Annotated in this window: 22 protein-coding genes; 7 read left to right on the top strand and 15 right to left on the bottom strand. The window is 65.3% G+C overall.

Annotated elements, in window-relative coordinates:
• Positions 1–7 precede the first annotated feature (7 nt).
• The 3 genes from CH275_RS06090 to CH275_RS06100 form a co-directional block, all read right to left on the bottom strand.
• Positions 8–754: a sulfite exporter TauE/SafE family protein gene (locus tag CH275_RS06090; protein WP_094676174.1), complete on the bottom strand. Its 747-nt coding sequence runs from the start codon at positions 752–754 to the stop codon at positions 8–10.
• Between the two features lie 45 nt (positions 755–799).
• Positions 800–2,461 (bottom strand): NTF2-like N-terminal transpeptidase domain-containing protein, encoded by a 1,662-nt coding sequence (locus CH275_RS06095; RefSeq protein WP_179276020.1) that lies wholly within the window; start codon positions 2,459–2,461, stop codon positions 800–802.
• Positions 2,462–2,569: 108 nt separating this feature from the next.
• A complete protein-coding gene (locus CH275_RS06100) occupies positions 2,570–4,387 on the bottom strand; it encodes a penicillin-binding transpeptidase domain-containing protein (RefSeq protein WP_094676176.1) in 1,818 nt (605 codons plus the stop codon).
• Positions 4,388–4,491: 104 nt separating this feature from the next.
• Here CH275_RS06100 and CH275_RS06105 point away from each other — a divergent pair, with 104 nt between their 5' ends.
• The 6 genes from CH275_RS06105 to CH275_RS06130 all read left to right on the top strand — a co-directional run bounded on the left by CH275_RS06105 (position 4,492) and on the right by CH275_RS06130 (position 14,067).
• Positions 4,492–5,928, top strand: a complete 1,437-nt coding sequence (locus tag CH275_RS06105) for an MFS transporter (protein ID WP_094676178.1) — start codon at positions 4,492–4,494, stop codon at positions 5,926–5,928.
• A 73-nt stretch (positions 5,929–6,001) separates the two neighbouring features.
• Positions 6,002–9,424, top strand: a complete 3,423-nt coding sequence (locus tag CH275_RS06110) for a BTAD domain-containing putative transcriptional regulator (protein WP_094676180.1) — start codon at positions 6,002–6,004, stop codon at positions 9,422–9,424.
• A 27-nt stretch (positions 9,425–9,451) separates the two neighbouring features.
• Positions 9,452–10,885, top strand: coding sequence for an FAD-binding oxidoreductase (locus CH275_RS06115; protein ID WP_094676411.1), 1,434 nt, complete (start codon positions 9,452–9,454; stop codon positions 10,883–10,885).
• Between the two features lie 29 nt (positions 10,886–10,914).
• Positions 10,915–11,460: a hypothetical protein gene (locus CH275_RS06120; protein ID WP_094676182.1), complete on the top strand. Its 546-nt coding sequence runs from the start codon at positions 10,915–10,917 to the stop codon at positions 11,458–11,460.
• Positions 11,461–11,593: 133 nt separating this feature from the next.
• The gene (locus CH275_RS06125) at positions 11,594–13,186 is read left to right on the top strand and encodes an ABC-F family ATP-binding cassette domain-containing protein (protein WP_094676184.1); all 1,593 of its coding nucleotides are present in this window, start codon (positions 11,594–11,596) and stop codon (positions 13,184–13,186) included.
• A 77-nt stretch (positions 13,187–13,263) separates the two neighbouring features.
• Complete coding sequence (locus CH275_RS06130; RefSeq protein ID WP_373453681.1) at positions 13,264–14,067, top strand: alpha/beta fold hydrolase; 804 nt, start codon at positions 13,264–13,266, stop codon at positions 14,065–14,067.
• Between the two features lie 68 nt (positions 14,068–14,135).
• Here CH275_RS06130 and CH275_RS06135 read toward each other — a convergent pair whose 3' ends face one another.
• The 4 genes from CH275_RS06135 to CH275_RS06150 form a co-directional block, all read right to left on the bottom strand.
• Positions 14,136–15,824 (bottom strand): AMP-binding protein, encoded by a 1,689-nt coding sequence (locus CH275_RS06135; RefSeq protein WP_179276007.1) that lies wholly within the window; start codon positions 15,822–15,824, stop codon positions 14,136–14,138.
• A 69-nt stretch (positions 15,825–15,893) separates the two neighbouring features.
• Positions 15,894–16,262 (bottom strand): ACP S-malonyltransferase, encoded by a 369-nt coding sequence (locus CH275_RS06140; RefSeq protein ID WP_094676188.1) that lies wholly within the window; start codon positions 16,260–16,262, stop codon positions 15,894–15,896.
• A complete protein-coding gene (locus CH275_RS06145; protein ID WP_094676190.1) occupies positions 16,259–16,681 on the bottom strand; it encodes an ACP S-malonyltransferase in 423 nt (140 codons plus the stop codon). Before CH275_RS06145 ends, CH275_RS06140 begins: the two co-directional genes overlap by 4 nt.
• A gap of 18 nt (positions 16,682–16,699) precedes the next feature.
• The gene (locus CH275_RS06150; protein ID WP_045197316.1) at positions 16,700–17,650 is read right to left on the bottom strand and encodes a helix-turn-helix transcriptional regulator; all 951 of its coding nucleotides are present in this window, start codon (positions 17,648–17,650) and stop codon (positions 16,700–16,702) included.
• A 399-nt stretch (positions 17,651–18,049) separates the two neighbouring features.
• On the opposite strand from CH275_RS06150, the gene CH275_RS06160 reads away from it, so the two are divergent.
• Positions 18,050–18,514 (top strand): DUF3995 domain-containing protein, encoded by a 465-nt coding sequence (locus CH275_RS06160; protein WP_179276008.1) that lies wholly within the window; start codon positions 18,050–18,052, stop codon positions 18,512–18,514.
• An 8-nt stretch (positions 18,515–18,522) separates the two neighbouring features.
• On the opposite strand, the gene CH275_RS06165 is transcribed toward CH275_RS06160, so the two are convergent.
• From CH275_RS06165 to CH275_RS06200, 8 genes are all read right to left on the bottom strand, one after another.
• Positions 18,523–19,122 carry a hypothetical protein gene (locus CH275_RS06165; RefSeq protein WP_052683832.1) on the bottom strand — a complete coding sequence of 200 codons (600 nt, stop codon included), beginning with the start codon at positions 19,120–19,122 and terminating at the stop codon, positions 18,523–18,525.
• A complete protein-coding gene (locus tag CH275_RS06170; RefSeq protein WP_218828751.1) occupies positions 19,119–20,381 on the bottom strand; it encodes a methylaspartate mutase in 1,263 nt (420 codons plus the stop codon). The genes CH275_RS06165 and CH275_RS06170 overlap by 4 nt, the downstream gene beginning before the upstream one ends.
• 20 nt (positions 20,382–20,401) lie before the next feature.
• A complete protein-coding gene (locus CH275_RS06175) occupies positions 20,402–20,830 on the bottom strand; it encodes a cobalamin B12-binding domain-containing protein (RefSeq protein WP_235386925.1) in 429 nt (142 codons plus the stop codon).
• A 76-nt stretch (positions 20,831–20,906) separates the two neighbouring features.
• Positions 20,907–21,632 (bottom strand): 2-hydroxychromene-2-carboxylate isomerase, encoded by a 726-nt coding sequence (locus tag CH275_RS06180; protein WP_094676198.1) that lies wholly within the window; start codon positions 21,630–21,632, stop codon positions 20,907–20,909.
• Positions 21,632–22,549, bottom strand: coding sequence for a hypothetical protein (locus CH275_RS06185; protein ID WP_094676415.1), 918 nt, complete (start codon positions 22,547–22,549; stop codon positions 21,632–21,634). Before CH275_RS06185 ends, CH275_RS06180 begins: the two co-directional genes overlap by 1 nt.
• 32 nt (positions 22,550–22,581) lie before the next feature.
• Positions 22,582–23,433, bottom strand: a complete 852-nt coding sequence (locus CH275_RS06190) for a beta-ketoacyl synthase N-terminal-like domain-containing protein (RefSeq protein WP_094676200.1) — start codon at positions 23,431–23,433, stop codon at positions 22,582–22,584.
• Entirely contained in the window at positions 23,430–24,563 is a 1,134-nt protein-coding gene (locus CH275_RS06195) for a beta-ketoacyl synthase N-terminal-like domain-containing protein (RefSeq protein ID WP_094676202.1), read from the bottom strand. The genes CH275_RS06190 and CH275_RS06195 overlap by 4 nt, the downstream gene beginning before the upstream one ends.
• A complete protein-coding gene (locus tag CH275_RS06200) occupies positions 24,556–25,680 on the bottom strand; it encodes a beta-ketoacyl synthase N-terminal-like domain-containing protein (RefSeq protein WP_094676204.1) in 1,125 nt (374 codons plus the stop codon). Before CH275_RS06200 ends, CH275_RS06195 begins: the two co-directional genes overlap by 8 nt.
• Between the last annotated feature and the right edge of the window lie 5 nt (positions 25,681–25,685).

Raw genomic sequence — 25,685 nt, forward strand, 5'->3', positions numbered from 1 at the left:
TACGGCTTCAGCCGAACGCCTGGTAACCCAGCCAACCGGCGAGTCCGAGACCCAGAATCCCGACGCCGATGCGTAACACTATCGGCGAGATCACCTTCACCGTCGGTGGCCCGCAGGCACCGCCGGCGAAGCAGCCGATCGCCAGAGCGAGTGCAGCCAGCCAATGCACCTGGCCGGAGAACGAAAAGATGATCGCGGCAATGAGATTGGCGATGCCGAGAAAGAAGCTCTTCAGAACGCTTGCGCGCCAGAAGGTGTCCGAGGTACAAATCAACGCCAGCGCGAGGAAGATGACACCGGCCCCGGCGCCGAAGTAGCCGCCGTAGATCGCTACGGCGAACAGCGCCAGGGGATAGAGCGTCGTAAACTGTTTGCCACCCGACAGCTTTCGGATGCTCGGCTGCAACAGCAGCGCAATCGCGGCCATCGCCACCAGGAACGGCACGACCACCTCGAACGAGCCGTCCGGGGTGTTGAGCAACAGGATCGCGCCCGTGGTGCCGCCCAGCGCCGAGTAGATGGCGTAGCGAACCAGTTGCTTGCCGTCCTTGGCCAGCTCGGCCGAAGAACTCGCCGTGGCTCCGACACCGGCCGCGACGAGCGCCACCGTGTTCGTCACGTTCGCCGACACCGCAGGCAAACCGACCGCAAGCAGCGCAGGATAGGAGACGAGCGAGGCGAGCCCGGTGACGAACCCGATGAGCCCGGCGAAGAACCCGGCCACCACCAGTAGTCCGAAATCGAGCACAGTCACCGAACAAAACTACCGTGCCTAACGGTCTGGCCTGCCCCGCAGGGCTCACTCCACCGGGTTCGCCATCTCCTGCAGCAACCGGCTCGTCATGCGCACGGCCTGATCTCCGCCGTCGGCGTCCTCGATGTACACCGCGAACGCGACGTCACCGCTGGTGGCGAGCACGAAGCGATCGTCGCCACTCTCCCCGGCGAATCCCTGCACACCGTCGAACGTGTCGAGGCCGCTGCGGTTGGACGAGTCGGCGAGTATGCCGCGCAACCGGTTTGCCGCATCGGAACCGATGGGCACGGACTCTCGATTCGCGACGGCTGTCTGACCGGCGACGATAGCCGGATTCGGAGCGCTGCCCCGCGAGATCGCGGCGGCCATCTGAGCCAGTCCGAACGGCGTGACCGTCGCCTCGTTGCCGGAGGTCGTGGACACGCTCCTGATGCCGTCGATCGCACTGCGACTGTCGGCGGGAGTACCGGTGTAGGCGTCGAGTCCTGGCATCGAGTAGCTGATGCCGAGACCGAGGCCCGCAGCCGCATCCTCGGCGCTGTCGTCACCGCGATCGGACTGCACTGCCTTCACCAACTCCGACGCGGTGCCGGCGGGGTAGGACCCGCCGAACACGACGTTACCCTGCTCGTTGGCGTAACTGTTCTGTGCTGCAGCGAGAATCGCGCCGGTCGAGGTGGACAATGCGACGATCGATGCCGAAGACCCCGCCATGACGACCGCGTTCTCGGCTGCCAGCTGGACGCGCGGGTCGAGTGTCGCGTGCAGGTCCGGCCCGCCGGGGCCTTGGAATCCGACGCGGCGTTCGCCGGTTCCGTCCACGGTGTAGGTGTCGACTGCCCAGCCTGCGGTGGCGTCGCGTCCGGCCTGCCATGCGGAGCGCAACGAATCGAGCACGGGTGAGGTGATTCGGCGGTCGTCGACGATGAGCTTGGGCTGCGGCGAGACCACCACTCCCGGCACGGCACGCAGGTCGTCTTCGAGGACGGCGAAATCGTCGTCGCGCAGAGTCACTGCGGTGATCGGTGCGCCACCGGCCGAATTCAGCTCTGCCAACATCGATTCGGAGGTGATGAGCGGGGCGACCACATCGATGACGTCGGCGAGCTGTGCGGTGGACGCGGCCGGATCGCTCATCTGCGCCGGGTCGAGGGAGATGGCGTTGATCGTGCGCTCGCTCATCAGCACGTTGTTCGCGGCGTCGAAGATCAGCGGCGGCGCTGCGTCGGTACGGGTGTAGCGCACCGATCCTCCCGAGGTGAGGTCGGGGACGAGGGTGGCCGGATCCCATGCGATGCGCCAGCCGACGCTGAGCTTCTTGGTCGCGCCCTGAGCGCTGTACTTCCAGTCCTTGCCTTCACCGAAGTTCCACGCGGACGCGAGCGTGAAGAAACCGCTCTCGTCCGAGAGGTCCATGTACTGGGTCAGGTCGAAGTCACCGGTGGACGTGCCGCCGGCCGACAAGCCGTCGAACATCTGATTCAGAGCGGCCGTCGCAGCGTTCGGATAGGTCGTGAGCGCGGCGGCGGCAGCGACATCGCGGTTGTCCAGCGCATCGACGAACTTCGAGACCAACACTTCGGCTTCGCTCGGTGGCCGATCGACCATCCAGAACACGGCCGAGACCGTCAACGTCGCCGATGCTGCCACGGCGACGAGGTAGCGACCGCGGACCTTGCGCGGGCCACGACGGGCACGACTCATAGAACTCATGAGTCACAATATTCACTGTAGTCACACGAGTAACAAGCACGGGATTCATACGAGCCGGTCACGATTGGGATACGCCGTGGTCGGTTTACCTCAGGCCGTTCACCTCAGGAAGCGACCCGCAGCGTCGATCGCAGGCGTCGAGCTGCCAGCATTGTTCACGAAGACCGCGAACGCGAGATCGCCGGAGATTCCGACGAACCAGCCGTGAGCGCCTTCGTTGTTGGCACCGAACTCGGCGGTGCCGGTCTTACCGAGCAATCCTGGGATGTCGTTGAGCGCCGTCGCAGTGCCGCCGGTGATCGTCTCTCGCATCATGGTCTTGATCTGCTCGGTGACCTGCGGATTCACCGCGGCCGGCTGCACGTTTCCGACGCCGGGCTCTCCTGCGACGACCGTCGGCGGCAGCAGTCCGTTGTTCGCGATCGACGACGCGACCAGCGCCATCCCGAACGGTGACGCCGTCACCTGCCCCTGACCGATAGCGGACTCGACGCGCTGAGCCGGAGTGTCGGCCGACGGAACCGAACCGGTGACGGTAGTCAGCCCGGGGGTGACGTAGTCGACCCCGAGGCCGTACTGCGCCGCCGCGTCGGTCAGACCGTTCGGCGGGAGAGCAACGCCGAGCCGGCCCATCGTCGTGTTGCAGGACTTGGCGAAGGCGGTGTGCAGCGGCACGTCACCGAGATCGAAGTTGTCGTCGTTCGGGATCTGCCGACCTTCGATGTTCTCGGTCGCCGGGCACGGCAGCACGGTATCGGGGGTGACGGCTCCGGACTGCAGGGCAGCAGAGGTAGTGACCGTCTTGAATGTCGACCCCGGCGGGTACAGGCCGGTCAAGGCGATCGGGCCCTCGGCGTCCGCGGCGGCGTTCTGAGCCACGGCCAACACATCTCCGGTCGACGGCCGAAGCGCGACGATCGCTGCCTGCTGCGGCAACGATGCCAGGGCATTCTCGGCTTTGAGCTGCAGCGCCGAGTCGACGGTGGTCGCGATGTCCTCGCCGGTGCTTGCATCGCGGCCGGCGAGCTGGGTGACGGTGCCATCGGCTGCGACCGCTTGGATCGCCCAGCCGCGATTCGCGGCCTGCTCCTGCTCCCACAGCGTCGTCAGGCCACTGAGTACCGGCGAGACGAGGTTGCGATCGGTGGCCAACAGCCGCGTCTGCGGCGCGAGCGTGACTCCGGGGACGGTGGCGAGCTGAGCACCGATGGGGTCGATATCCGACTGCCGCAGTGAGACGATCGTCGCCGAGTTACCCTGCGCACCAGCAACAGTCGCCGCGACGGATTCGGCCGTGATACCCGGAACGACGGATCCGACGAGATTCGCGACCGCGACGGGATCGGCCGTCGCATCGACATTCACGAGGGTGACCACCTGCTGCGACATGAGCTCGACGCCGCTGCCGTCGAAGATGCGCGGCGCGACGAGCGCGTCCGTCGGAGTGAAGCGCACCGACGAGTCGGCCGTCAGGCCCGGCACCAACATTGCCGGATCCCAGGTGATCTTCCAGCCCTGCTCGGTCTCCGCCGCGGTCGCAGAGGTCGTGTAGTTCCACTCCTTCGGCTCGCCGTCCGGTTCGGCGGTGCCGTCGGTGGTCGTCGAGAAGCGCCAACCGGCATTCAACGTGAATGTGCCTGCATCCTCGTTGGCGTCGACAGCCTCGAAATCGGGAGTGGCCGTCACTGTTCCGCCGCCCGAGAGCCCGTCGTACAGCGAGGTGAGCGCTGCCGTCGCTCCCGCCGGATCGGTGGTCAACGCGGCCGCCTGATCGATGTTGGCGCTGTTGACCGCCTCCGCGAACTGCTCGGCGACCGTCTGCGGCTGATCGGGACCACTCTGACCGCAGGCGGCGAGCACCAACGCCAGTACGGACACGATCGCGGCCAGAGTCGTCGGTCTTCTCGTTGTGCGCACGGTGCGATCATGCCTCGAGCGAGTCCTGGCGGAGTCCAAGAGTTGACCAAGACCTCCCGCGCACCGTGGTCGAGCACTGTTCCTTCGACTCACCAGGACCCTTCATGCTCGCAGCACCGAAGAGTGCGGCCGTCCGCCGCGCCACCCTGGCCGTCGTCTGTGTGACGACGGCAATGCTCATGCTCGACATCGCGGTGGTCAACACCGCCCTACCCTCCATCGCAGCCGACCTGAATTCCGGCGTCAGCGCACTGAAATGGGTCGTCGACGCCTACACCCTTGCCCTGGCGACCGTGGTTCTCAGCGCCGGCTCGTGGGCCGATCGCCGCGGCCGGAAACGGGTCTTCCTCATCGGCATCGTCACGTTCACCATCACATCGTTGTCGTGCGCGCTCGCACCGAACATCGTGATCCTCGACATCGCCCGTGCCGCACAAGGAGTCGGCGGTGCGCTGCTCTTCGCCTGCTCGCTCGCACTGCTCGCCGACGTGTTCGAGAAGGGGCCGGCTCGGGCGTCTGCGCTGGCCGCCTACGGTGCCACCATCGGCGGAGCCTTCGCGGTCGGTCCACTCGTGGGCGGCGTCCTCACCGAGGTGTTCCATTGGCGCGCAGTGTTCTTGATCAACATTCCCATCGGACTGCTGACTGTGGTCGCGACCCTGAGATGGGTGCCCGAATCTCGAGATCCCCGCCCTCGCGGAGCCGATGTACCCGGGCAGGTGTTGGTGTCCGCCGGCCTGGCCGGCCTGGTCTACGGACTGCTGCACGGCAACGAGGCAGGGTGGACGGAACCGACTACGGTGCTCGCTCTCGGCATCGCAGCAGTCACTCTGGTGGCGTTCTGCCTGCACGAGCTCCATGCGCCGGAGCCGATGTTGCCGCCGCACCTGCTCGCGAACCGCGCGTTCGCCGGAGCCCAGATCGCCGCATTCGCCATCTCCGCATCCCTGTTCGCGGTGTTCGTCTATACCACCGTCTACCTGCAGAACGTGCAGAATCTCTCGCCGATCGAGGCCGGTCTGGTCTATCTACCCGCGACGGTGGCGATGTTCGTGGTAGCCGGCCTGACCGCGAAGCTGGACGGTCGCATTCCGGTCGCGCTCTCGTTGACAGTCTCGCTGATCCTGGTCTCCGTCGGCCTCCTGATGATGACCGTCGTCGACGTCGACGGTTCGCCGTACACGTTGATCCCTGGATTCGTGGTTGCATGCATCGGTGCCGGGGTGTTCAACCCCGTCATGAGCGGACTCGTTCTGGGCGAAGGCACAGCCCATCACTCCGGCTTGGCCGCCGGCATCAACGATGCGTTCCGGCAGAGCGGAATCGCCGTCGGAGTCGCCGGACTCGGCGCATTTCTCCCCGCCGAGTCGATGCTGCCCGGGGGTTCACCGATCGAGCTGGTGCACGGGTTGCACGCGGCATTGTTCGTCGCCGCACTGATTGCCGCGTTCGGTGCACTCGTCTGCGCGACGACGTTGCAGCACACCACCCGTCCGGACGCCATGACGTCCACTTCGAGCCCGGCAGAGGTGGCGGCATGACCGTTCTTGCTGACGCGATCGAGCATCGGTACTTACACTGACGCCGAACAGCACGTGGGGAGGGGGCTCGCGCATGATCTACCGATTGCTCGGCCCCCTGGAAGTGACGCGTCCCGACGGCCGTCCGATCGACCTCGGCCCACGCAAGCAGCGGGCCGTACTCGCTGCCCTACTGGCCGACAGCGGACGGGTCGTGTCGACCGATCGGCTGATCGACGTGCTGTGGCAGGGAAACGCGCCGTCCAGCGCGATGGCGAGTCTGCAGGCCTACATCTCGAATCTGCGGCGAGCTCTGCGCGTCGACCCTGCCGCGGCGTCGGTCATCGTCCGGCAGCCACCGGGCTATCTGCTGGACATCGACGATCAGCACATCGACCGGGCCGCATTCCTGACGGAGGCGGAATCGGCGAGGCAGCACGTTCGGGCAGCGCAGTGGGAGCAAGCCCTGACCATCGCAGATCGTGCACTGGCCAGGGTTCGCGGGCCGTTCCTGGAAGATCTTCGCGACGAGCACTGGGTCGAAGTGGAGGCGGCGGCATTCGAAGAAGTGCGCACGGAGTGCCGCGAAACCCGCATCACTGCGCTGTTGGCCGCGGGGCGTGTGGCACCGGCTCTGGTCGACGCCGCCGCTCTGTGTCACGAATACCCGCTGCGTGATCGCACGTGCTGGCTCCGCATGCTCGCGTTGCACCGAGCCGGACGCTCCACCGAAGCACTTCAGACGTATCGCGATCACGCCGCGCGGTTGGACGACGAACTCGGCTTGGACGTGGGCACCGAACTCGCATCGCTCCACACCGCGATTCTGCGTCACGATCCGGGTCTGGCCGCGTGGCCGCGCCGGCCGGGATGGTCGGGGGCCGAGCGGCTGTCTATCCCGGCGTCGCCTGCGGGGTCGACGGAGTCCACCGAGGTGCAGCCGGAATCCACTCTGATCGGACGGACTGCCGAGTCGGACATGATCGCCGGGATGCTCGATCGGGTCGGCGGCGGGGAGAGCCGCTGGCTCGTGTTGACCGGTCCCGCCGGGATCGGAAAGACGCGCCTCGCCGAGGAGTGCGACCGCCGCACTCTCGCCGCTGCCGGACGGTCGCTGTGGGCGCGATGCCTGGAGGACGACGGCACTCCCGCCTGGTGGCCGATTCGACAACTGTTGCGCCAGTTGGGGGTCGACGCCGACGATGCCCTCGTCCCACCTGCCCGGGTCGAACCGGACGAGGCCAGATTTGCGGTCTACGAGCGGGTCACCACGGCCATCGAGGACTCGGTGGCGGGGTTCGGGTCCGGTGTGACGACGTTGATCGTCGACGACGTCCAGTGGGCCGACACGACCTCTCTGCGATGCCTGATGCATCTGGTCGCAGCGCTGCACCGGCACCCGGTGTGGTTCGTTCTGACGTTGCGCGAGAACGAGACCGGGCCCGAGGTACGCAAGATGGTGGAGACGGTGCTCCACGCAGCGGGGAACCGTCACCTGACGGTCACCCCGCTCGGCCCAACGGAGGTCGACGCACTGGCCCGGCGCGTCGCGGGCGAAGATCTCGATGCCGACGAAATTCACCGCCTTGCCGAACGCACCGGCGGAAACCCACTCTTCGTATCCGAGTACGCGAGACTACCCCGAGACGATCGGCGGGACGGTGAGATCCCCTCCGCGGTCCGGTCGGTACTCGATCGCCGTCTGCAGGCAGTGGAACCAGCCGTACTGCAAGTACTTCGGGTTGCGGCGGTGATCGGTGACGCCCTCGACGTCGGCCTGCTCGCCGCGGCGACCGGGCTGACCGTCGATACCCTGGTCGACTACCTCGACGACGCCGCGGACGAGCGCATCATCGTGGCCGACCCCGCAGGAGGTGGCTGCGTCTTTGCCCACGGGCTTTTGAGAGACGCAGTGCTGCAAGCTATTCCGGCATTGCGCAGGCAACGCATCCATGCATCGGTTGCCGAGGCTCTGATCGATTCGCACGATGCCGACCGATCGAGCAAGCGGGCGCAACACCTGATGGCCGCACTGCCGATCGTCGACCCTCGAATCGCTCTCTCGGCCTGCACCGATGCTGCGCGCGAAGCGACCGAACGGTGGAGTTCGGAAACGGCTGCGCGATGGTGGGATGGTGCGGTCCAGGCGTACGATCTCCTCCCCGCCTCGGAACAGGTGCCGGACGAGCGCGACGACCTGCTGGTCGCACGTGTCGAAGCCCTCGCTCGGGCAGGGCGCGGTCAAACCGTCCTCGACGTCGTCGACGAGTGTCTGCTCGACGCCGTACGTCAGGGTCGAACATCGACTGTCGGACGGTTGGCCGCAGCCCTGCTGCGCGCCGCGGGTGCCTGGCCGTGGGTGTCCTACGGCCGCGACCCGGCACCGTTGCTCGGCAGACTCGCCGGCATGGAGCAGTTCGTCGAATCGGACGCGGCCGCTCATGCGCGCCTACTTGCGGCAACGGCCGTCGGATTCTGTTACCACCCGGACTCGTCCGTTCCCGACGCATTGAGCCGTCGCGCACTCGATAGTGCATCGGCAACAGGGGACTTGGAGGTCGTCGCTGATGCTCTGCTTGCTCGGATCCTGCTGTTCTCCGGCGTGGCGCAGCGCAGTGAGGAGTCCCTCGGGTTGATTCGCGAGTTGTTCGCGCTGTCTCACCGCCATTCTCCTTTCGACAACGTCATCGCCCATGCGGTGGCGAGCATGACCGAGATGAATCTGGGCGACGTCGAGAGTGCCACCGATCACCTGCGACGCGGAATCGCCGGGTGTGATCTACTGCGCCTGCCGGTTGTTCGTGTCCAATTACGCTGGATGGAAGCAACATTGGCGGCCTGGCACGGAGATTTCGACGAGTGCCGACGCCAGTACGACACCGCTCGCCAGATCCACCTGCAGACCGAGCTGTACACCGCTGGCAGCGCCGGTCTGGCAATGAACGCACTGGAGTGGGAGTGCGGCAACCTGACGGCAGCCGAGCCGGGGATCGTCGAGCCGCAATCGTGGAGCATCGCGATCGACGCAGCCAACGGCAGGAAAGCCGAAGCAACACAATCGATATCGAACTGGTTGACGGCGTCGCGGCCACCGACGTGGACGACACTCGGCCACACGACCCTCCTGGCTCGCGTCGTCGCGGATCTCGAATTGGTCCAGTTCGCCGAGCAATTCGTGGAGCTACTCCAGCCCTTCACCGACCGCATCGCGACGGTGGGTCATGTCGGCTCCATCGGTTCGGTCGCGGAGGCGTCGGCCAGGCTCCACGCAGTGCTGGGCCGCAGCGACCAAGCCGCCGAGCTGCTCGATCGAGCCGAGGCATTGGCCACCCGAACCTCGAGCCGCCCGACCCTGCTGCGGTGTCGGTTGCTCAGAGCCCAGCTACAGCCACCGTCGAGTGCCCGTGAGAACGCGGTCTCCGAGATACTCGCCGAGGCCCGACGAACCGGCATGCTCGGGCTGGCCACACAGTTCAAGAATTCTCCAAGCGCGGTGGGCAATTCTCGTCCTCGTTGAAGCACTCGACGAGAAATGGATTCCATCATGGCTTTTCACTCCCCTACGATCCACGCAGATCTGGACTCACTGCGCAGCGAAATCACCGGCTCGCTCGCGCTACCCGGTGAGCCGGGCTACGAACTCTCGACGCCCTGGAACGTCGCCGTCCCCGTGCGGCCGCTCGCTGTGGTCGAGGTACACGACGCACGCGATGTCGCGAGCACGGTTCGATACGCCGCCCGCGCCGGTGTCCGGGTCGCCGTCGGTCGAACCGGACACGGCGCAGTCCCGATAGAGGACGACGTCCTGTTCGTCCATACCGGACGCCTGAACAGCTGCGTCGTCGACGCGGAGGCCCGAACAGCTCGGCTCGGTGCCGGTGTGATCTGGCAGGACGTCGTCGACGCCGCCGCCCCACACGGCCTGGCTCCACTGTGCGGATCGTCCACCGCGGTCGGGGTGGTCGGCTTTCTCACCGGTGCCGGCATCGGCCCGCTGGTGCGCACCTTCGGACTGTCCTCGGATCACGTCCGAGCGTTCGAGCTCGTCACCGGAGAGGGCGACATACTCCGAGTCTCGGCCGACCAGCATGCAGAACTCTTCTGGGGACTGCGCGGCGGAAAGTCCACCCTCGGCATCGTCACCTCGGTCGAGATCGACCTGATGCAGCTCTCGCACTTCTACGGCGGCGCACTGTATTTCGACGGTTCCGATGCGGCCGCCGTCGCCCACGCCTGGCTGGATCTGTGCGCCGATCTGCCCGAGCACACGTCCACCTCGATGGCCTTGCTGCAGCTGCCGTCGCTACCGCAGGTTCCACCACCCCTGGCCGGTCGCTTCACCGTGGCGATTCGGTTCGCCAGTGTCGCGGGCCCGAACGAGGCGGAAGCGCTCCTGACCCCGATTCGAGGCGTCGCCACGCCCGTCGTCGATGCGGTGGGCATGCTGCCGTACTCGGCGATCGGTGCGGTGCACGCCGATCCGGTCGATCCTATGCCGAGCCACGAATTCAGCTGCCTCACCGGGGAATTGACTCATGGCGCGATCGACGAGTTGCTCACCGTCGCAGGCCCGGAGTCGGGGTCACCGCAGACGGTCGTGGAAGTTCGCCTGCTCGGCGGCGCGCTCGCGCGCGAGCCACGGCACCGAAGCGCGTTCTGCCATCGGGATGCGGCATTCACCCTCTTCACCGCAGGCGTGCCGCTGCCGGTGCAGCGAGCCATCGAGGCGGGAGTGGCTCCCGTCGTTTCCCACGCGGGACGCGTCGAACAGGCGATGTCTCCGTGGTCGACCGGACGTTCGTTGCCCAATTTCGCGTCCAGTGCGGATCCGAAACGCATCGCGAGGATGTACGACGAGGACACCGCGCACTGGTTGAGCGCTCTCGCCGAGGAGCACGATCCAGCGGGTGTGTTGCGCGTCGGACCGGTCGTACGCGACGTCGGTGGCGCATCTTCCGATCGAGGTGTAATCATGTAATTACGATTACTTCCCACGTAGGAGGACACATGAAACCCAATGGACGCTCGTTCGGTCGCCCCGGCGGCTGGCAGCACGCAGACATCCCCACTGCCAGCGATGCCGCCGAGTGGTTCGGCGGCCGACTCCCCGCCGGCTGGTTCGACGGGGACGCCACGATCGAGGTCGACCGTGAGGAGATCCTCGTCGTCGGCACTCTGCCCGCCGAGGAAGACAGTTCACCCGCCGCCGTCGAGGGCCGCATCGCGCGCTTCCGGGAAACGACCCGTGGTGACCGCATCCAGATCGCAGCCGAGGCCGAGAAGCGATACGGCCGAAAGGTTGCGTGGGGCGTCCGAAGCGAATCGGAGGTCATCCTGTTCACCCATCTCGCCGTCCCGGTCATGACACGCCTGCGTCAGCCCGAGCGTCGCGTCCTCGACACCCTTGTCGATGCCGGCGTCGCTCGCTCCCGCGCGGATGCGTTGGCCTGGGCCGTCAAGTTGGTCGGCGAACACACCCAGGAATGGCTGGACGAGCTCCGTGGGGCGATGGAGACGGTCGACGAGCTGCGCAAGAAGGGGCCGTCGGTCTAATTCGATTGCGCGAACGTCAGGCTCGGGGTTACCGTGATCCTTGCCTTGTCGCCCACAGATTCGGAGAGGCCATTGCTCTTCCAAAGGTTCTAGACGCCTGCAGATCGTCCGCACGCACACCTTTGGAGCGCCCATGCCTCGTTCATCCTCCCTTTCTGTCTCGAACCTGACGTTCTCCTGGCCCGATGGCGACCCCGTGTTCGACGCCTTGTCGGCCATCTTTCCCAGCGGCACAACAGGACTCATCGGCTCCAACGGTGCCGGAAAATCGACACTGCTGAAGTTGGTCGCCGGTGAATTGACGCCGCAACGCGGTTCGATCTCGATCCCCGGCGTACTGGGTCATCTCCGTCAGGACGTCGCACTCGACCCCGACCTGCCAGTGGACTCGGTACTGGCCATCGACTCGGTCCGAGAAGCGTTGCACCGCATCGAATCCGGGAGGTCGACCGAGGAGGATTTTGCAATCGTAGGGTCCTCCTGGGACGTCGAGGAGCGAGCACTGGCACTGCTGGACAAGCTCGGACTCGGTACCATCGTCGGCTCCCTCGGCGACCTGGATCGAGCGGTCGGCACCCTGTCCGGCGGCGAGGCCATGCTGCTCGCACTCACTGCCGAGCTCCTGGCCGAGCCCGACGTACTGCTGCTGGACGAGCCCACCAACAACCTCGATCGGGTTGCGCGAGAACGGCTGTACACAGCCATCGACGGCTACGCGGGTGTGCTGATCGTGTGTACGCACGATCTCGAGCTGCTCGAACGCGTCGACTCCATCGCCGAGGTGCGGGCAGAGCGCAGCGGTATCTCGAGACTGCGCATGTTCGGCGGCAACTATCAGCACTATCGAGCAGTGATCGACGCCGAGCAGGACGCGGCACGGGCAACGGTCCGCGATGCCAAGAACGACGTCCGCAAGCAGGAACGCGAATTGATCGACACAAGAATCAAACTCGACCGACGTCTGCGCTACGGCAAGAAGATGGAAGAGCAGAAGCGCGAACCCAAGATCGTCATGGGTGCGCGAAAGCGCGCCGCACAGGAATCGGCCGGAAAGCTACGCGGCACCCACACCGACCGCGTCGACGATGCCCGATCGTCCCTGTCCGCAGCCGAGGATCTCTTACGCGACGACCGCGAGATACGCGTCGACCTCCCGGCAACGAAAGTCCATCCTGGACAGACGGTTCTGACCCACGAGGAGGTCATTGTCGTGGGTCCCGAACGCATCGCCCTGATCGGCCCGAACGGCAGCGGCAAGACCACCCTGTTGCGGGCTCTGCACGCCACAGGAGCAGAGGTGCCGTGGAAGTATCTGCCCCAGCGACTCGACGTCTTCGCCGAAGCCCGCAGCGTCGCCGAGAACGTGGCCGACGTGGCGCCACACGCCACCGCCGAACAGATCCGGGGACAACTTGCCCGATTCCTGTTCCGCGGATCCGACGCCAATGCCGTCGTCGCCACCCTCTCCGGCGGAGAACGACTGCGGGCCGCACTGGCGCGAATCCTCCTGGCAGAGCCTGCTCCGAAACTACTGATGCTCGACGAGCCAACCAACAACCTCGACATCACCAGCCGACAACACCTCATCGAAGCCTTGGAGACATTCGAGGGCGCACTGATCATCGCGAGCCACGATCGGCCGTTCCTCGATGCCATCGCCCCCACCCGCACAATCGACCTCACCCCGATCGCTGCAGAAACGCCCGCCCGGGAGGAGTCGATGTGACGTTCAGTGGCCTTTGCGGGGGTCAATGTCACGTCGAGTGGACAGGAGTGGAGCCTGCGGAGCGACCCATAGGCGCCGTGGGCAACAATCGCGGGGTGGAGTACGCCTCGAATGCAGACGATGGGACACGGATTGCGTACACGGTGGTGGGGTCCGGCCCACCGTTGTTGATCGTGCACGGCAGTTTTCTGACGCACACGATTTGGCGGACGTTCGGCTACGTGAAAGCGCTACGCGGGAGTCGACAGCTGATTCTGATCGACAGTCGCGGTCACGGCCGCAGCGAGAAGCCCCATTCTCCCGATGCCTATGCGATGGGCAACATCGTCGGCGATCTTCGCGCGGTGCTCGATGCAGTAGGCGCGCAGACAGTCGACTACCTCGGGTATTCGTTCGGGGCACGGGCCGGATTGGCGTTGACGGCGGCGGCTCCCGAGCGAGTGCGATCGCTTGCGGTCGGCGGAGGTAGTCACGGCGCTCAGGCAGGCGCGTTCGACCGCCTCTTCTTCCCCGGGTGCGCAGATGTGTTGGAGCAGAGCGGCATGGACGGGTTTCTCGAGGCGTGGAACAGCCACCGCATGTTCCCTATCGATCCAGGTACGCGAGCGGTGTTCTCCGCCAACGACGCTCAGGCCATGGCTGCGTACATCCGAGCCTGTGACGCCGATCTCGGCCTACCCGACGAGGTGTTGCAGGGATTGACCCAGCCGTCGCTGTTCTACGTCGGCGGCGAGGACCGCACGAGACTCGACGACACCCGAGCTGCCGCAGCGCTGGTTCCGAACTCCGAATTGCATGTCATCCGCGGATTCGATCATGCGACCACGATGGCCGCCTCCGCAGAAGTGCTGGATGTCCTCGAACGGTTCTGGGACAGGTGACGTCAGCGTCCACTATTCGCCTCGAAAATCGGGATACCGGCTCGAACGGCACATAGTGGACAGCCACGTCACCTCTTCAGCGCGGGGAACTGGTCGTCGCGCCACTCGGTCTCGAGCGGCCCCACGGCAGCGTCCTCGCGGGCACGCAACTCCACTCGGCGGATCTTGCCGGAGATCGTTTTCGGTAGCTCGAAGAACTCGATACGCCGAACCCGCAGGAACGGCGCCAGGTGCTCGCGTGCGTACTTCAGGATCTCGAATGCAGTGTCCTCGTTGGGTTCCCAGCCCGACGCCAATGCCACATACGCCTTGGGGACGGCCAGTCGCGTCTCGTCGGGAGCGGGCACCACTGCGGCCTCGGCAACTGCGGGGTGTTCGATGAGAACGCTTTCGAGCTCGAACGGGGAGATCTTGTAATCGGAGGCCTTGAACACGTCATCGGTACGGCCGACGTAGGTGATGTACCCCTCGGAGTCCCGCGATGCGACGTCGCCGGTGTGGTAGTAGCCGTCGGCCATGACAGCGGCGTTGCGCTCGGGGTCCCCGAGGTAGCCGGTCATCAGGTTGAACGGATTCTGCGCCAGGTCGAGGCAGATCTCGCCCTCGTCGGCGAGTTCGCCGGTGGTGGGGTCGACGATCACCACCGGGACGCCCGGCAACGGCCTGCCCATCGAACCGGACTTGAGCACCGCACCGGGCGTATTGGCCACCAGCGCAGTGGTTTCCGTCTGCCCGAATCCGTCGCGAATGTTCAGGCCCCACTCCCGCCGCACCGTGGAGATCACCTCGGGATTGAGTGGCTCACCGGCACCGATTGCCTCACGGAGTGAACCCCCGCCGCCGGCGAGGTCGGCTTGAATGAGCATGCGCCACACTGTCGGTGGCGCACAGAACGTCGTCACCTCGGCGCGACGGATCTGCTCGAGCAACGCTTTCGCGTCGAACTTGCCGTAGTTGTAGATGAAGATGGTCGCCTCGGCGATCCATGGCGCGAAGAAGCAACTCCACGCGTGCTTGGCCCAGCCGGGCGAGCTGATGTTCAGGTGCACATCGCCCGGACGAAGCCCGAGGAAGTACATCGTGCTCAGATGCCCTACGGGATAGGAGATCTGAGTGTGTTCGACGAGCTTGGGCTTGCTGGTGGTGCCGGAGGTGAAGTACATCAGCAGGCGGTCGTCGGGCGCCGTGACGGACTCGAACGGCCGGGTCTCCACGGAACGAGCATCGGAGTAATCGAGCCAGCCGTCGTGTGCAGAGGTCGCGATACGCAGATAGTCGCCGGGGACGTCGTCGAATTTGTTTGCGTCCGAGGGGTTCACGATCACCGCGCGTGCATTGCCGCGCACCACCCGATCCGTCAGGTCCGCGGATCCGATAGCGGTGGTGGTCGGCATCAGGACCGCGCCGAGCTTCATCACCGCGAGCATGGACTCCCACAGTTCCACCTGGTTGCCGAGCATCAGGATCACCGAGTCGCCGCGACCGATTCCCTGCTGCTCGAGCCACCGGGCAACCTGGTCCGAGCGACGCGCGATATCGTCGAAGCTGAACTTGGCCTCGCTGCCGTCCTCTTCGACGATCCACAGCGCGATACCGTCGTTGCCGCGTGCGATCGCGTCGAACCAGTCGATCGCCCAGTTGAACGTCTCACCGAACGACGGCCACTCGAAAGTTGCAACTGCACGGTCGTACTCGCCGTACGTATCGAGCAGTAGATCGCGTGCAGCTCGAAACGCGGTGTGTGCCGGCCCGGCCATGAGTCCTCCTACGCAGAACATCTGTGATGGCTATCACGTTCGACGGTAGGGGACACGCAGGTCGGTTCGCTACCCCCGGTTGGGGGTGACCCGCACTGCCCGAACGAATTCGGCGACGCCCCCGGGATCGGTGATCTTGGTCGACGTGGGCCGCGGGTTCTCTCGGCGCGCCATCGAGGACAGCGCACCGGCCGGGGGCAACTCGATGCGGTGGTCGGCACCGATCTGCTGCAGCGTCTGCACGCACAGGTCCCATCGAACCGGTGCGGTGACGGCCGAGACGACGATGTCGGCAAACCCTGACGCCGTCACACGACCGTTCGTACTCGAGATCATCGTGGCTACCGGCTCGGCGAACCGCACCTGCTCGACAGCCTCGGCAAGCTCCTCCTGCGCCTCGCTCATGAGGTCGGTATGGAACGCACCTGCCACCTTCATCTCGACAACCTTGACGTCGGTGGGCGGCTGGGCGGCCAGGGCAGCGACTCGGTCCCGTCGACCTCCGACCACAACCTGCCCGCCGCCGTTGTGGTTCGCCACCCGCACCCCGCCAGCGCCGTGAGCTCTCCGACCGAATGTCCGACGAACACCGTCTCGTCGGCGGGAAGTTCGGCCCCGCCGAGCGAGGCGAGACCGATCAGCGAGAATGCGACGATCAGCGGCTGAGCCACGGCGGTGTCGACGATTTCCTCCGCCGCCGCCTCGGTGCCGAAGTAGCGAAGGTCGAGCCCTGCCGCTTCGGAGAGTTCGTCGATCAATGCCGAGACGTCGCGCGCCTCGGGTATCGCGGGGTCACACCACGGTGCCAACATGCCCGGCTTCTGACTGCCCTGACCGGGCGCGACGATTGCAATCATCGTTCTTCTCCCGTTCCTTCAGACGATACCGATACGCGACGCGGCGACGCCGGCCTGAAATCTGCTCTTGGCGTCGAGATTGGACATCGTCTTGGCGATGTCACTGCGCACGGTGCGAATACTGACTTCGAGTTTACTGGCGATGGACTCGTCGGTAAGCCCCTCGGCGAGATATCCCAGGATTACCTCGTGGCGCGCCAACGCATTACGTGGAGTGTCGGCGTAGACGGCGCGACGTACCGGTTGAGCGGAGTTCCAGTGATCGGCCGATCGTGAAGCGAGATCGGTGACGCGGTCTTCATGGGAATACAAGTGCACCGAGTCGGGATCCGAGAGATTGATGGCGACACTTCGGTCCACGATGACTGCGCGGTCCATCAGTGTCTTCGAGATTCTGATCTCGCAACCCATATCCATCAGTTCCTGAACAACCGATGTCAGCGCGGGAAGACTTCCGAGGGCCGATGTCCACAACATCTTCACCTTCATTCCCTTGCGCCGAGCCAGCTCCGCAATGTATGGAGCGTGCTCGAACGAGTGCGGTACATACACCGGGGTTGTGAATATCAACTCGCGCCGACCGGTTGCCACCAGCCGCTCCACCAATACCGCAGCTCGGTCGAGACCACCGACGTGCCAACCCGGGGCTATCGAGGTGAATCCCTCGTGTTGCTCGATGACGTTCTGTATCACGCTCGGTGCGGCGACCAACTCCGATGCGTCACCCGTTTTGAACTGTCGCGCAACAAGAGTCGGAAGGGCAAGCCGTGGCTCGATGGCTCGGACGAACCCGGGTTCGTCGGCCGACGGGGCGACCATCCGCGAATTCTGCAGTGCACAGATATCGTCCACGACAGCGGAATCGTCCCGGGGCGACTGCGCTACCAGATCCGGCGGATTCCAGCGCGCACGCTTGAGCAGCGCACGATAGACCTCCTCGGTCTGCTGGTTGAAGATACGAATCCCCATCTGCCACTCCTAGTGTCTCGGACATCTCGTGTACCTAACACAATGTGCGTCGAACTTCTGGCGCATCGGTCGTGCGCCTGGAGCGAGGAAGAAATATGCATCTATTCGGTGAACGAGCCTGCCGAATTCCCCGACCCTTCTTCGTAAAACTGGCACAACTTCATGAAGAACGCGTGAACACCGAGTACCCCCCGGCTCGCGATCGGCGGCCACTCACCCAGCAGGTACGATCGGCGAACCATCAACAATATAGCCATCCAAACGACTTGCGGCAATGCAAGGAAGAGGTGCACAAGGGCCCTGGAACGAGGTTGTCGATGCAACATTCGATAATCAATTCTTCCACCATTTTCAGTACTCGAACAGATCGCGATACATCGTCGAAAGGCTGCAATTCCAGTGAAGACCGATACCACCCGCTATTTCGCCGCCGCATGCATCATCGGACTGATCCACGCAGCGTTCTCCGGATACTGGGCTGCGGGCGGGCGGTGGATGCTCGGAACCGTCGGATCATGGGCCACCGAATGGGTCGACACCGACCCCACCACCGCACGCGCGGTGCTCGGCGGGCTCACGGTGTTCAAATTGGCCGCGGCCGTACTACCCTTGCTCGCGCTGCTGAACCGAGTTCCGCTGCGGCGCCCAATCTTCGCCATATCCTGGGTGGGATCGGTCGTGTTGATCGCATGGGGCGGGCTCTCGTTCGTCGGTGCCGCCGTCGGCCTGATCGCGACCGCGGAGAATCGTGGGGTCAAGATCGGGCACCTGTTCTTCGACGGTGCGTTCTTTCTTTGGGGCACAGCGCTACTGGCCGGACTGATCCTGTCACGCCGAGCCGAACGACCCGCTCTCGCGCACTGAACCACCTGTCATCGCATCGCCTCGTCGCCGGCCCTCTCACCGACCATCGACTCTGCCACCGACGCGATCGCAGCCAGAAGATCGCGTCTGATCAACGCACTCCCCGGGCGGATCAACGCCCAGTACGCAGCGAAGCGAAGCGATGTGCGGGTGTCGGTGGTGCAGACCCGCGTGCGCGTACAGAGCAGCGTTCCACTTCGATGCGGCTCGACGGTGAAGTTCATGACCACCTTCGTCCACCCGGGCTCGTCGAAACTCTCGAATGCCGCCCGATCGGTTCGGGAGATGCCCGGCCGACCATTGCCGGAGAAGTCGTACCGGGCGATATCGGCGAGCACCAACTCCGTTCCCTCGACGCGATCGATCTCGCGCGGAGCGAAGGCCTCCACGGCTGGCTTGTTCGATTGTGCAGCAACATTCTTGGACCAATCAGGGTCGATCCACGCCTTCGGACCCGACCGGAGCCGCACGAGCGCCATCGACATCGACAGGGCGTCCACCGGTGTCGCGTGCAGGGCATCCCACACAGTCGATTCCGGCGCCGAGACCACCCGCCGGTGTGTCTCCTGCTGAGAAAAACGCGGCATGATCTGATCGATGAGAGTCATCGACTCGCCCCTTCCATTTCGGGTATGTCCGCCTTCGCCGCGACGGGTAGGTGCGGTACATCGAATTTCATCTGGACGTGGTGCAGATTGTCGAGCAATGCAGACGAGGACATCGCCGCGGTGACTCCGGTAGGCACCGGTAGTGGCATCGCTCCGATGGACGACCACTGCAGCCGTCCTCCGCCGTCGATCACTGCGCGGGCACGTCCGCTGTTGTCCGGATGCAAGCAGTAGGGAACGTCGATGATGCCGCGGTTCAATGCACGAACCAGGGCCACGTCGATGTCGCGGTGGCAGTCGAGAGCCCCCTCGACCAGGGCCAGCGCCTCGTCCTCGATACCCGAATCCAGTTGCGAGATATCAGCATCGGCAGCTCGAAGCCGTCCGGCAGCAGTCGCACTCGCATGCTCGAGCGCAGCGACATTCTGCTCGATCGTGGGGATCCGCTTCGACTCGGCGACGGTCTTCACGATCAGCCGTTCGGCCGATCCGTCCACTGCGAGTCGCGCGGCTGCGCCGAGCAGATCGGTGGCTCCCCCGATCGTCGTGGGATAGACACCCATGTAGGCGTACACAACCACATGCCATCGGATGTTCGGCAAGTATCGGGCCGCCAGACGACGCAGAACCGTGAGTGCCTCGCGATCCTGCCTCTCGTCGGTCTGCTGGGCGTAGCTCAGCGAGACACTCGTCAGCCCGTGTCCGGCGAAGAACATGCCCTCGAGGATCGACACCGCGATCAGCAAGCTCGGAGGGCACAACTGCCCCATCAGACACCCCCCGAAGGTCTCCAGATGAGGGGTGCGCGTGGGCGTTCGGGCCGCGGCGAGGGTTTCACACGTTCGCGCCCAATCGGTGACTGCCTCGGCGATGGGTGTGCGGCCGTACGGCAGGCAGTAGGAGATAGGGCCGCCTTCGGTCGCAGTGAGCCCCACCTGCACCAGCCGTTCGACGATCGAGTGCGCCAGGGCCGATCCGTGCCGAATCTGGACGGGAAAACCAGCAGCCAGACTGTCCGCCAGCACCCGCTCGGTCACCGACGAATCGTGCGTCAGAATGGGGTACCCGTTCAAGTCGGATCCCGCTCGTACCGCCCGTGCGGCGGTATCGAGATCGCCTACTCGCGTGAAGCTGTCGAGAGTGATCGTCCCCACCGTGGCGGCGTGGGCAGCGGCAGTCGCCGCCAGCCCGGTCCTCATGGTCTCCGGATCCGAAAATCCCATCCTCGGCTGCACCACAAGGGAATCGGACGAAGCCACGTACCCACCGAAGTCGTCCATCACGCACCCACCGAGGTGAGTGCGTCGGCCGAATCCAGGAATCGTGTCAGACCGTCCAGATCGGACGCGTCGAGAAAAACGGAGTCGAACCCGGCGTCCAAGAGTTGGGCAGTGCGTTCGTGCCCGCTCTCACCCATGGTCGTCAACTTCCCACCGATGACCGCCGGCACGCCGCCGATCTCTGCCCTGATGCGTTCGATCAACCGCACACCATCGATGCAGCCGTGACCGTTGACCGTGCTGACCACCAGTACATCGGGTTCGATGCGCCGGCACGCCTGCACCACCACCTCGTCCGGTACGCACGGGCCGAGGTTGACTACCGTGTGACCGTGCTCCTCGAGGAGCAACGCCAGGAACACCAGGTTCCACGTGTGTGCGTCGGAGGACACCGTCGTCAGAACCACCCGCCGACCGACAGCCGGCACGGAAGTCCCCCCGCAGGCTCCACTCCCGCCCCCAGAGGTCATTCCGCAGGCTCCACTCCCGCCGCCCACGACGCGGCTATCCGCAGCCACCGGCAGAGTCCGTGTCGTAAGCAACAGCTCCCAGCAACCGGTCGATCCGGTCGTCCTCGATTGCCGCGATACCGTCCGAGGACACGTCCACACCGGCAACCGAAAGATCGGTGAGGAACCACTCCAACCGGTCGAGGCCCCAGAATCGCTGACGCTTGTTCAGGAAGTAGGGCACCCCGAAGATGTCGGAGTGGTAACCGTCGTACAGAGCGTCTGCGCCGGCGTCGCGCACGGTGTCGTCGTCGACCGCGGACGCGATCGCGGCGGGATCGAGCCCGGCGATCTCCGCTGCTCTACCGATCACGGCCGGATCACTGATGTCCTCGCCGCGTTCCCAACGCGCTGCGACGACGGCGTCGTAGAACTCCCATTGCCTGCCCGCTGCACGCGCCTGCAACCAGCCCAGGTGCGACGGTTCCCACCACGGCGACATGTCCACCGGCCAGGTCATGGACAGTCCGTACCGTTCGGCGAGCCGTTTCGTATCCTGCAGGATGTACAGGTGCTTGGCCTTGCTCATGGGGGTGTAGATGATCTCGCCACCGCGTGCGGCCAACCGGCTCGCGGTGTTGGCGTCTGGCTCCCAGAACGGTACGAAGTCGAATGTCGAACGCGCAGAGGGGACTCGGCGATCGAGCTCGTGCATTGCGATCCAGCTGAACGGACTGCGAAACGAGAACCACACCTTCGGTGGCTTGGGCGCGCGTGCCATCAGCGGCCCCCGAGTAGCTTGGTGCGCGTCTCGTCGTCGAACGTCGCCAGCGTGCCCGCCTCGGTGCCCCGGCTGACGGCGTAGCCGTGCACCACCGATGCGGTGGCGGTGTGGAACAGCGTGCCCCCGCGCTCGACGTACATGTCGATCTTGGCGGGGTACATCACGTCCTTGATCACCTCGTCGACTCGCATGACGGTGTGCAGCGTCTCACCCATCAGGGCGTCTTCGAGAAGCGTTATGCGAGAGCGTGATACCACGGGAATCCAGCCTCGTTCGGCCAGTACCTCCTCGATGGCGAGGCCCCGGTCGAACAGAAAGCGGTCCACCACTTCCTCGACCGCGCGCACGTAACCGGAGTGCTGCAGGCGCAGTGAGTAGTGGCAGTAGAAGTACGGGATCCGCCACGACCACAGGAAGGCATTCGGGTCCTCGGACTTCAGCTGCGCCAACGTCTGGGGTCCGGTGGTGTCGAGCGAGGTGATCTCCGAGACCGCCTCGGCGACGGTCTCCGGGACGGAGGACCGCGGGGTGGTGTCCACCTCGTGAATCAGTTGCACCCGGGTCTTGCCGTTGAGCACGGTTATCGGGCCGTCACCTCGATCGACCGTCATGCGGACCGAGAAGGCCCAGCCGAGCTTGCGTTCGTCCCGCGTGACCTGGACCTTCACCTCGTCGTCGAGGTCGATGGTGTTGGGCAGCTGGATGGACGAGTCGACGAACTCGACCCCGAGGCCGAAATCACGGTACAGCTTGGTGGGACCCAGATCTCGATCACGAAGATACTGCAGCACGCCCTCTTCCATGAGATAGGTGAAGTGCTTGAATCCGATCCAGGTCCTGATGTTCGCGCCCTCGAAGCGGGGCCGCCCGACATACGTCGTCGTCTCGGTGGGCAAGTGTGTTTCGGTGGTCATGTGCACGTCCTTCTCTTGTCGTTGCGGTGCGGTCAGGCGGCTCGCGCCAGCCACAATCGGGTTCTTCCGTCTTCGGAGTTCTCGCACACCATCGATGCCGAGGACACCGGGTGTTGCCACATCCAGTTGGCCGCGACCGCGACCTGCAGTACACCGAGGGTCCCGTAGGTGTTTCCCACTGCGCTGACGAGATCGACTCCGCCGGCGCCGAATTCGAGGTGGTCCGCCTGGGGCGCGGGATCGTCCAGTTCCACGGTCACTGTGCCGGGCGGCGGTGAGTCCACCAGCCGAAGAACCACACACGCCGATGCGGCCACCAGCGGAGCGCCGTTGACGACCTCTGCGACCGGGTCGGACGGTTCGACACCGACGACCACCACGCGGGTGGCTCTGCGGTTGTGCAGCATCGCTGCGGCAACCCGAACGGCGCTGTGGCCGCCGGTGATTCCCGAGCTGATCAGCAGGTTCGGACCCTGCAGCCCGAACCTGATCGCCAGGGACGAGGCCACCGCGTTGGGTGAGGCATTGGGCACCTGCATGGAACTGACATCGGATAATTTTCCTGCCAGAACCAACTCGTCCATCTGCGCGACGGTGTCGACGTTGTTCAGATTGGAACTCACGATCACCGCGGTGTCCGCGTCGGCACCGGACGCTGCCTCCGGTACCGTGCCGATGTCGAGTCCGAGTGCCCGGTGCACCGCACAGGCGGCCAGGCGCGTAGCAGTCTCTTTGTAGAGCAGTCGCTTTCGACCGATGATCGTCTTGGCCGAGTCTGCGCCGATGGTCGAGTACTCGTCGGCCGCAGCGGCCAGATGAGCTTGTCCACCCAGGTCGAGGCCCGGGAGTTGCACCGCGAGTCCCTCGACCACCACCGCGCTCATGCCGGAACCTGCACTAGCGTAACGGCATTGACGCCACCGAAACCGAAGGCATCTATTTGCACGATGCTGCCGCCGGTGCGACGAGGCGATCCGACGACCAGGTCGATGTCGCCGGCTTCGTCGATGGGATCGCTGAGTCCCACGATCGCAGGCACGCGGCGTTCGCGCAGGGCTTGGATTCCGACGGCGACGCTCATCAGCGGTGACGGTCCGGTGGTGTGCCCGAGGGCACCCTTGAGCGCTGTGACGATGGGGGCACTGCCGGTGAAGACGTCCACCAGTACCGCTGCTTCGGTCGGGTCGTTCAGTGCGGTTCCGGTGCCGTGCGCAACCACGAGATCGACGTCGGCGGCGGTGATGCCCGCCCGCCGATGAGCGCCCCGCATGGTACGTGCGATACCTGCCGAGTCCGGTGCGGTCTCGTGTGCTGCGTCGCAGGCCATTTCGGTGCCGAGCACTCGCGCGGCCGAACGGTCGATCGACGATGCATGCTCGGCGGACACCAAGACCAGCGCAGCAGCGCCCTCACCGAGAAGCACTCCTTTGCGCCGACGATCGAAGGGCCGAACCCCGTCCGATGGGTCCTCGTGCACGCGGCCGATCGAGGCGATCATGGACTCGCTGGTGCCGTCGCAGGCGGCGACGATCACCACGTCCGCGCGGCGGGTCGCCAGATAGTCCTCGCCGATCGCCAGCGCGTGTCCCCCTGCCGAGCAGGCGTTGGTGACGGTGATGACCTCGATCGCGTCGGGGACGACCGCTCGCACGGCGCGGGTGAAGTGGAGATCGGGAAGGTCGAACGTCAGCGGCCGGATCGACGACGCCAATGCTCTTTCCACACCTCGCAATTCGCGCATGCTGGTGCCGACCACCACGACAACGCGGGCCGCCGACAGATCCAATTTCGCGTCCGCCACCGCGTCGGCGATCACCGACGTGAGCCAGCCGGCCGGTCTCAGGTCGCCCTCGGGACCGTCGCCGATCTGATACCCGAGGTGTACGTTCACCCGATCGCGGTCGTAGAACTCGAGCGGACGCAGAGCGGACTCCCCGGCGATCAATGCGTCGAACGTTTCCGCCTGGCCGCCCAGGGGACTGATCACCGCGCTTCCGGCGATGACATCAGCCATGATGGAAACCTCGGATCACAGCGGCGGCGACGGCGCCATCGGGCGAGACAGCGGTCAGCACGGCGGCCCGGCCGTGCAGTTCGGGGTCACGACGGTGGTGAGCGAGAATTGCGGACAGCGCGAGAGCGCCGGTGGCAGCGTGAGTTTCGCCATTGAGCAATTTGATCCTCAGACGCTCGACTCCAGGCAGGGCTGTGTCGACGCCGTCGGACTCGACCTCATCGTGCGCGGCTGTTCCGGTCTCGCCGGTGGCCACGATCCACACGTCCGAGCGGTCGATTCCCGCGCGTTCGAGGGCGCGATCGATGACGCCGGCGAGTCCGGCCGAACGGATCCGCGCGTCGGGTCCGTAGTGGCCCACCTCGGCGGAAAGCAGTTCCGCGATAGGACCGTTCGATTTCGCGGCGGTCTCACTGTCGTCGCCGGCCAGCAGGAACGTCGCCGCACCCTCGCCTGCCACCAAGGGGTGCTCGCGATCCAATCCGAATGCGCCCCAAGCACGTTGCGGACTGAATTCTTCGACAGCTCCGGCCACCATCACGTCGCTGTATCCGCGAGTGATCGAGTTCCTTGCGTAGCGTAGCGCCTGGATGCCGGCCAGCTGACCGCCGGCGACGGTCGCATTGACCCCCGTCAACCCGTGCCAGATGGCGGCTTGGCCTGCGGCGCAGTTCATCACCGCATTGGGGAAGGTTGCCGGGTTGACGAGATACGGCTTGGGTTGGGTCAGGGTGTCCCGGGAATAGTCGCTGGTGGACTTCTCGCTCCCGGTGGTGGTGCCGAGCACCAGCCCTACACGGTCCACCTCGGTTCCCGCCGAGGCCTGCAGTGCCTGCCCGCTCGCGATGATGCCGAAGCACGTCGGTCGGTCGAAGAAGCGGATGCCCTTGCGGTCGACGTGTTCCTTCATCTTGAAGTCGACGATGGCGAACCCACGCTCGGTGGGCAGTTCGTCTGCGAACATGGTCGATACGTCGGCCTCGGCCGACATCGACCGGGCCAGTGACTCTCCGAATGCGTCGATGCCGATTCCGAGCGGGGAGACCACACCGGACCCGTAGATGCCGATCCGGTCGGTGGCGGTAGTAGGAGTTCGACTGTGTACGTCGATGGACATGAGCG

The organism is Rhodococcus sp. 06-235-1A, assembly GCF_002258785.1.
Taxonomy (GTDB): domain Bacteria; phylum Actinomycetota; class Actinomycetes; order Mycobacteriales; family Mycobacteriaceae; genus Rhodococcoides.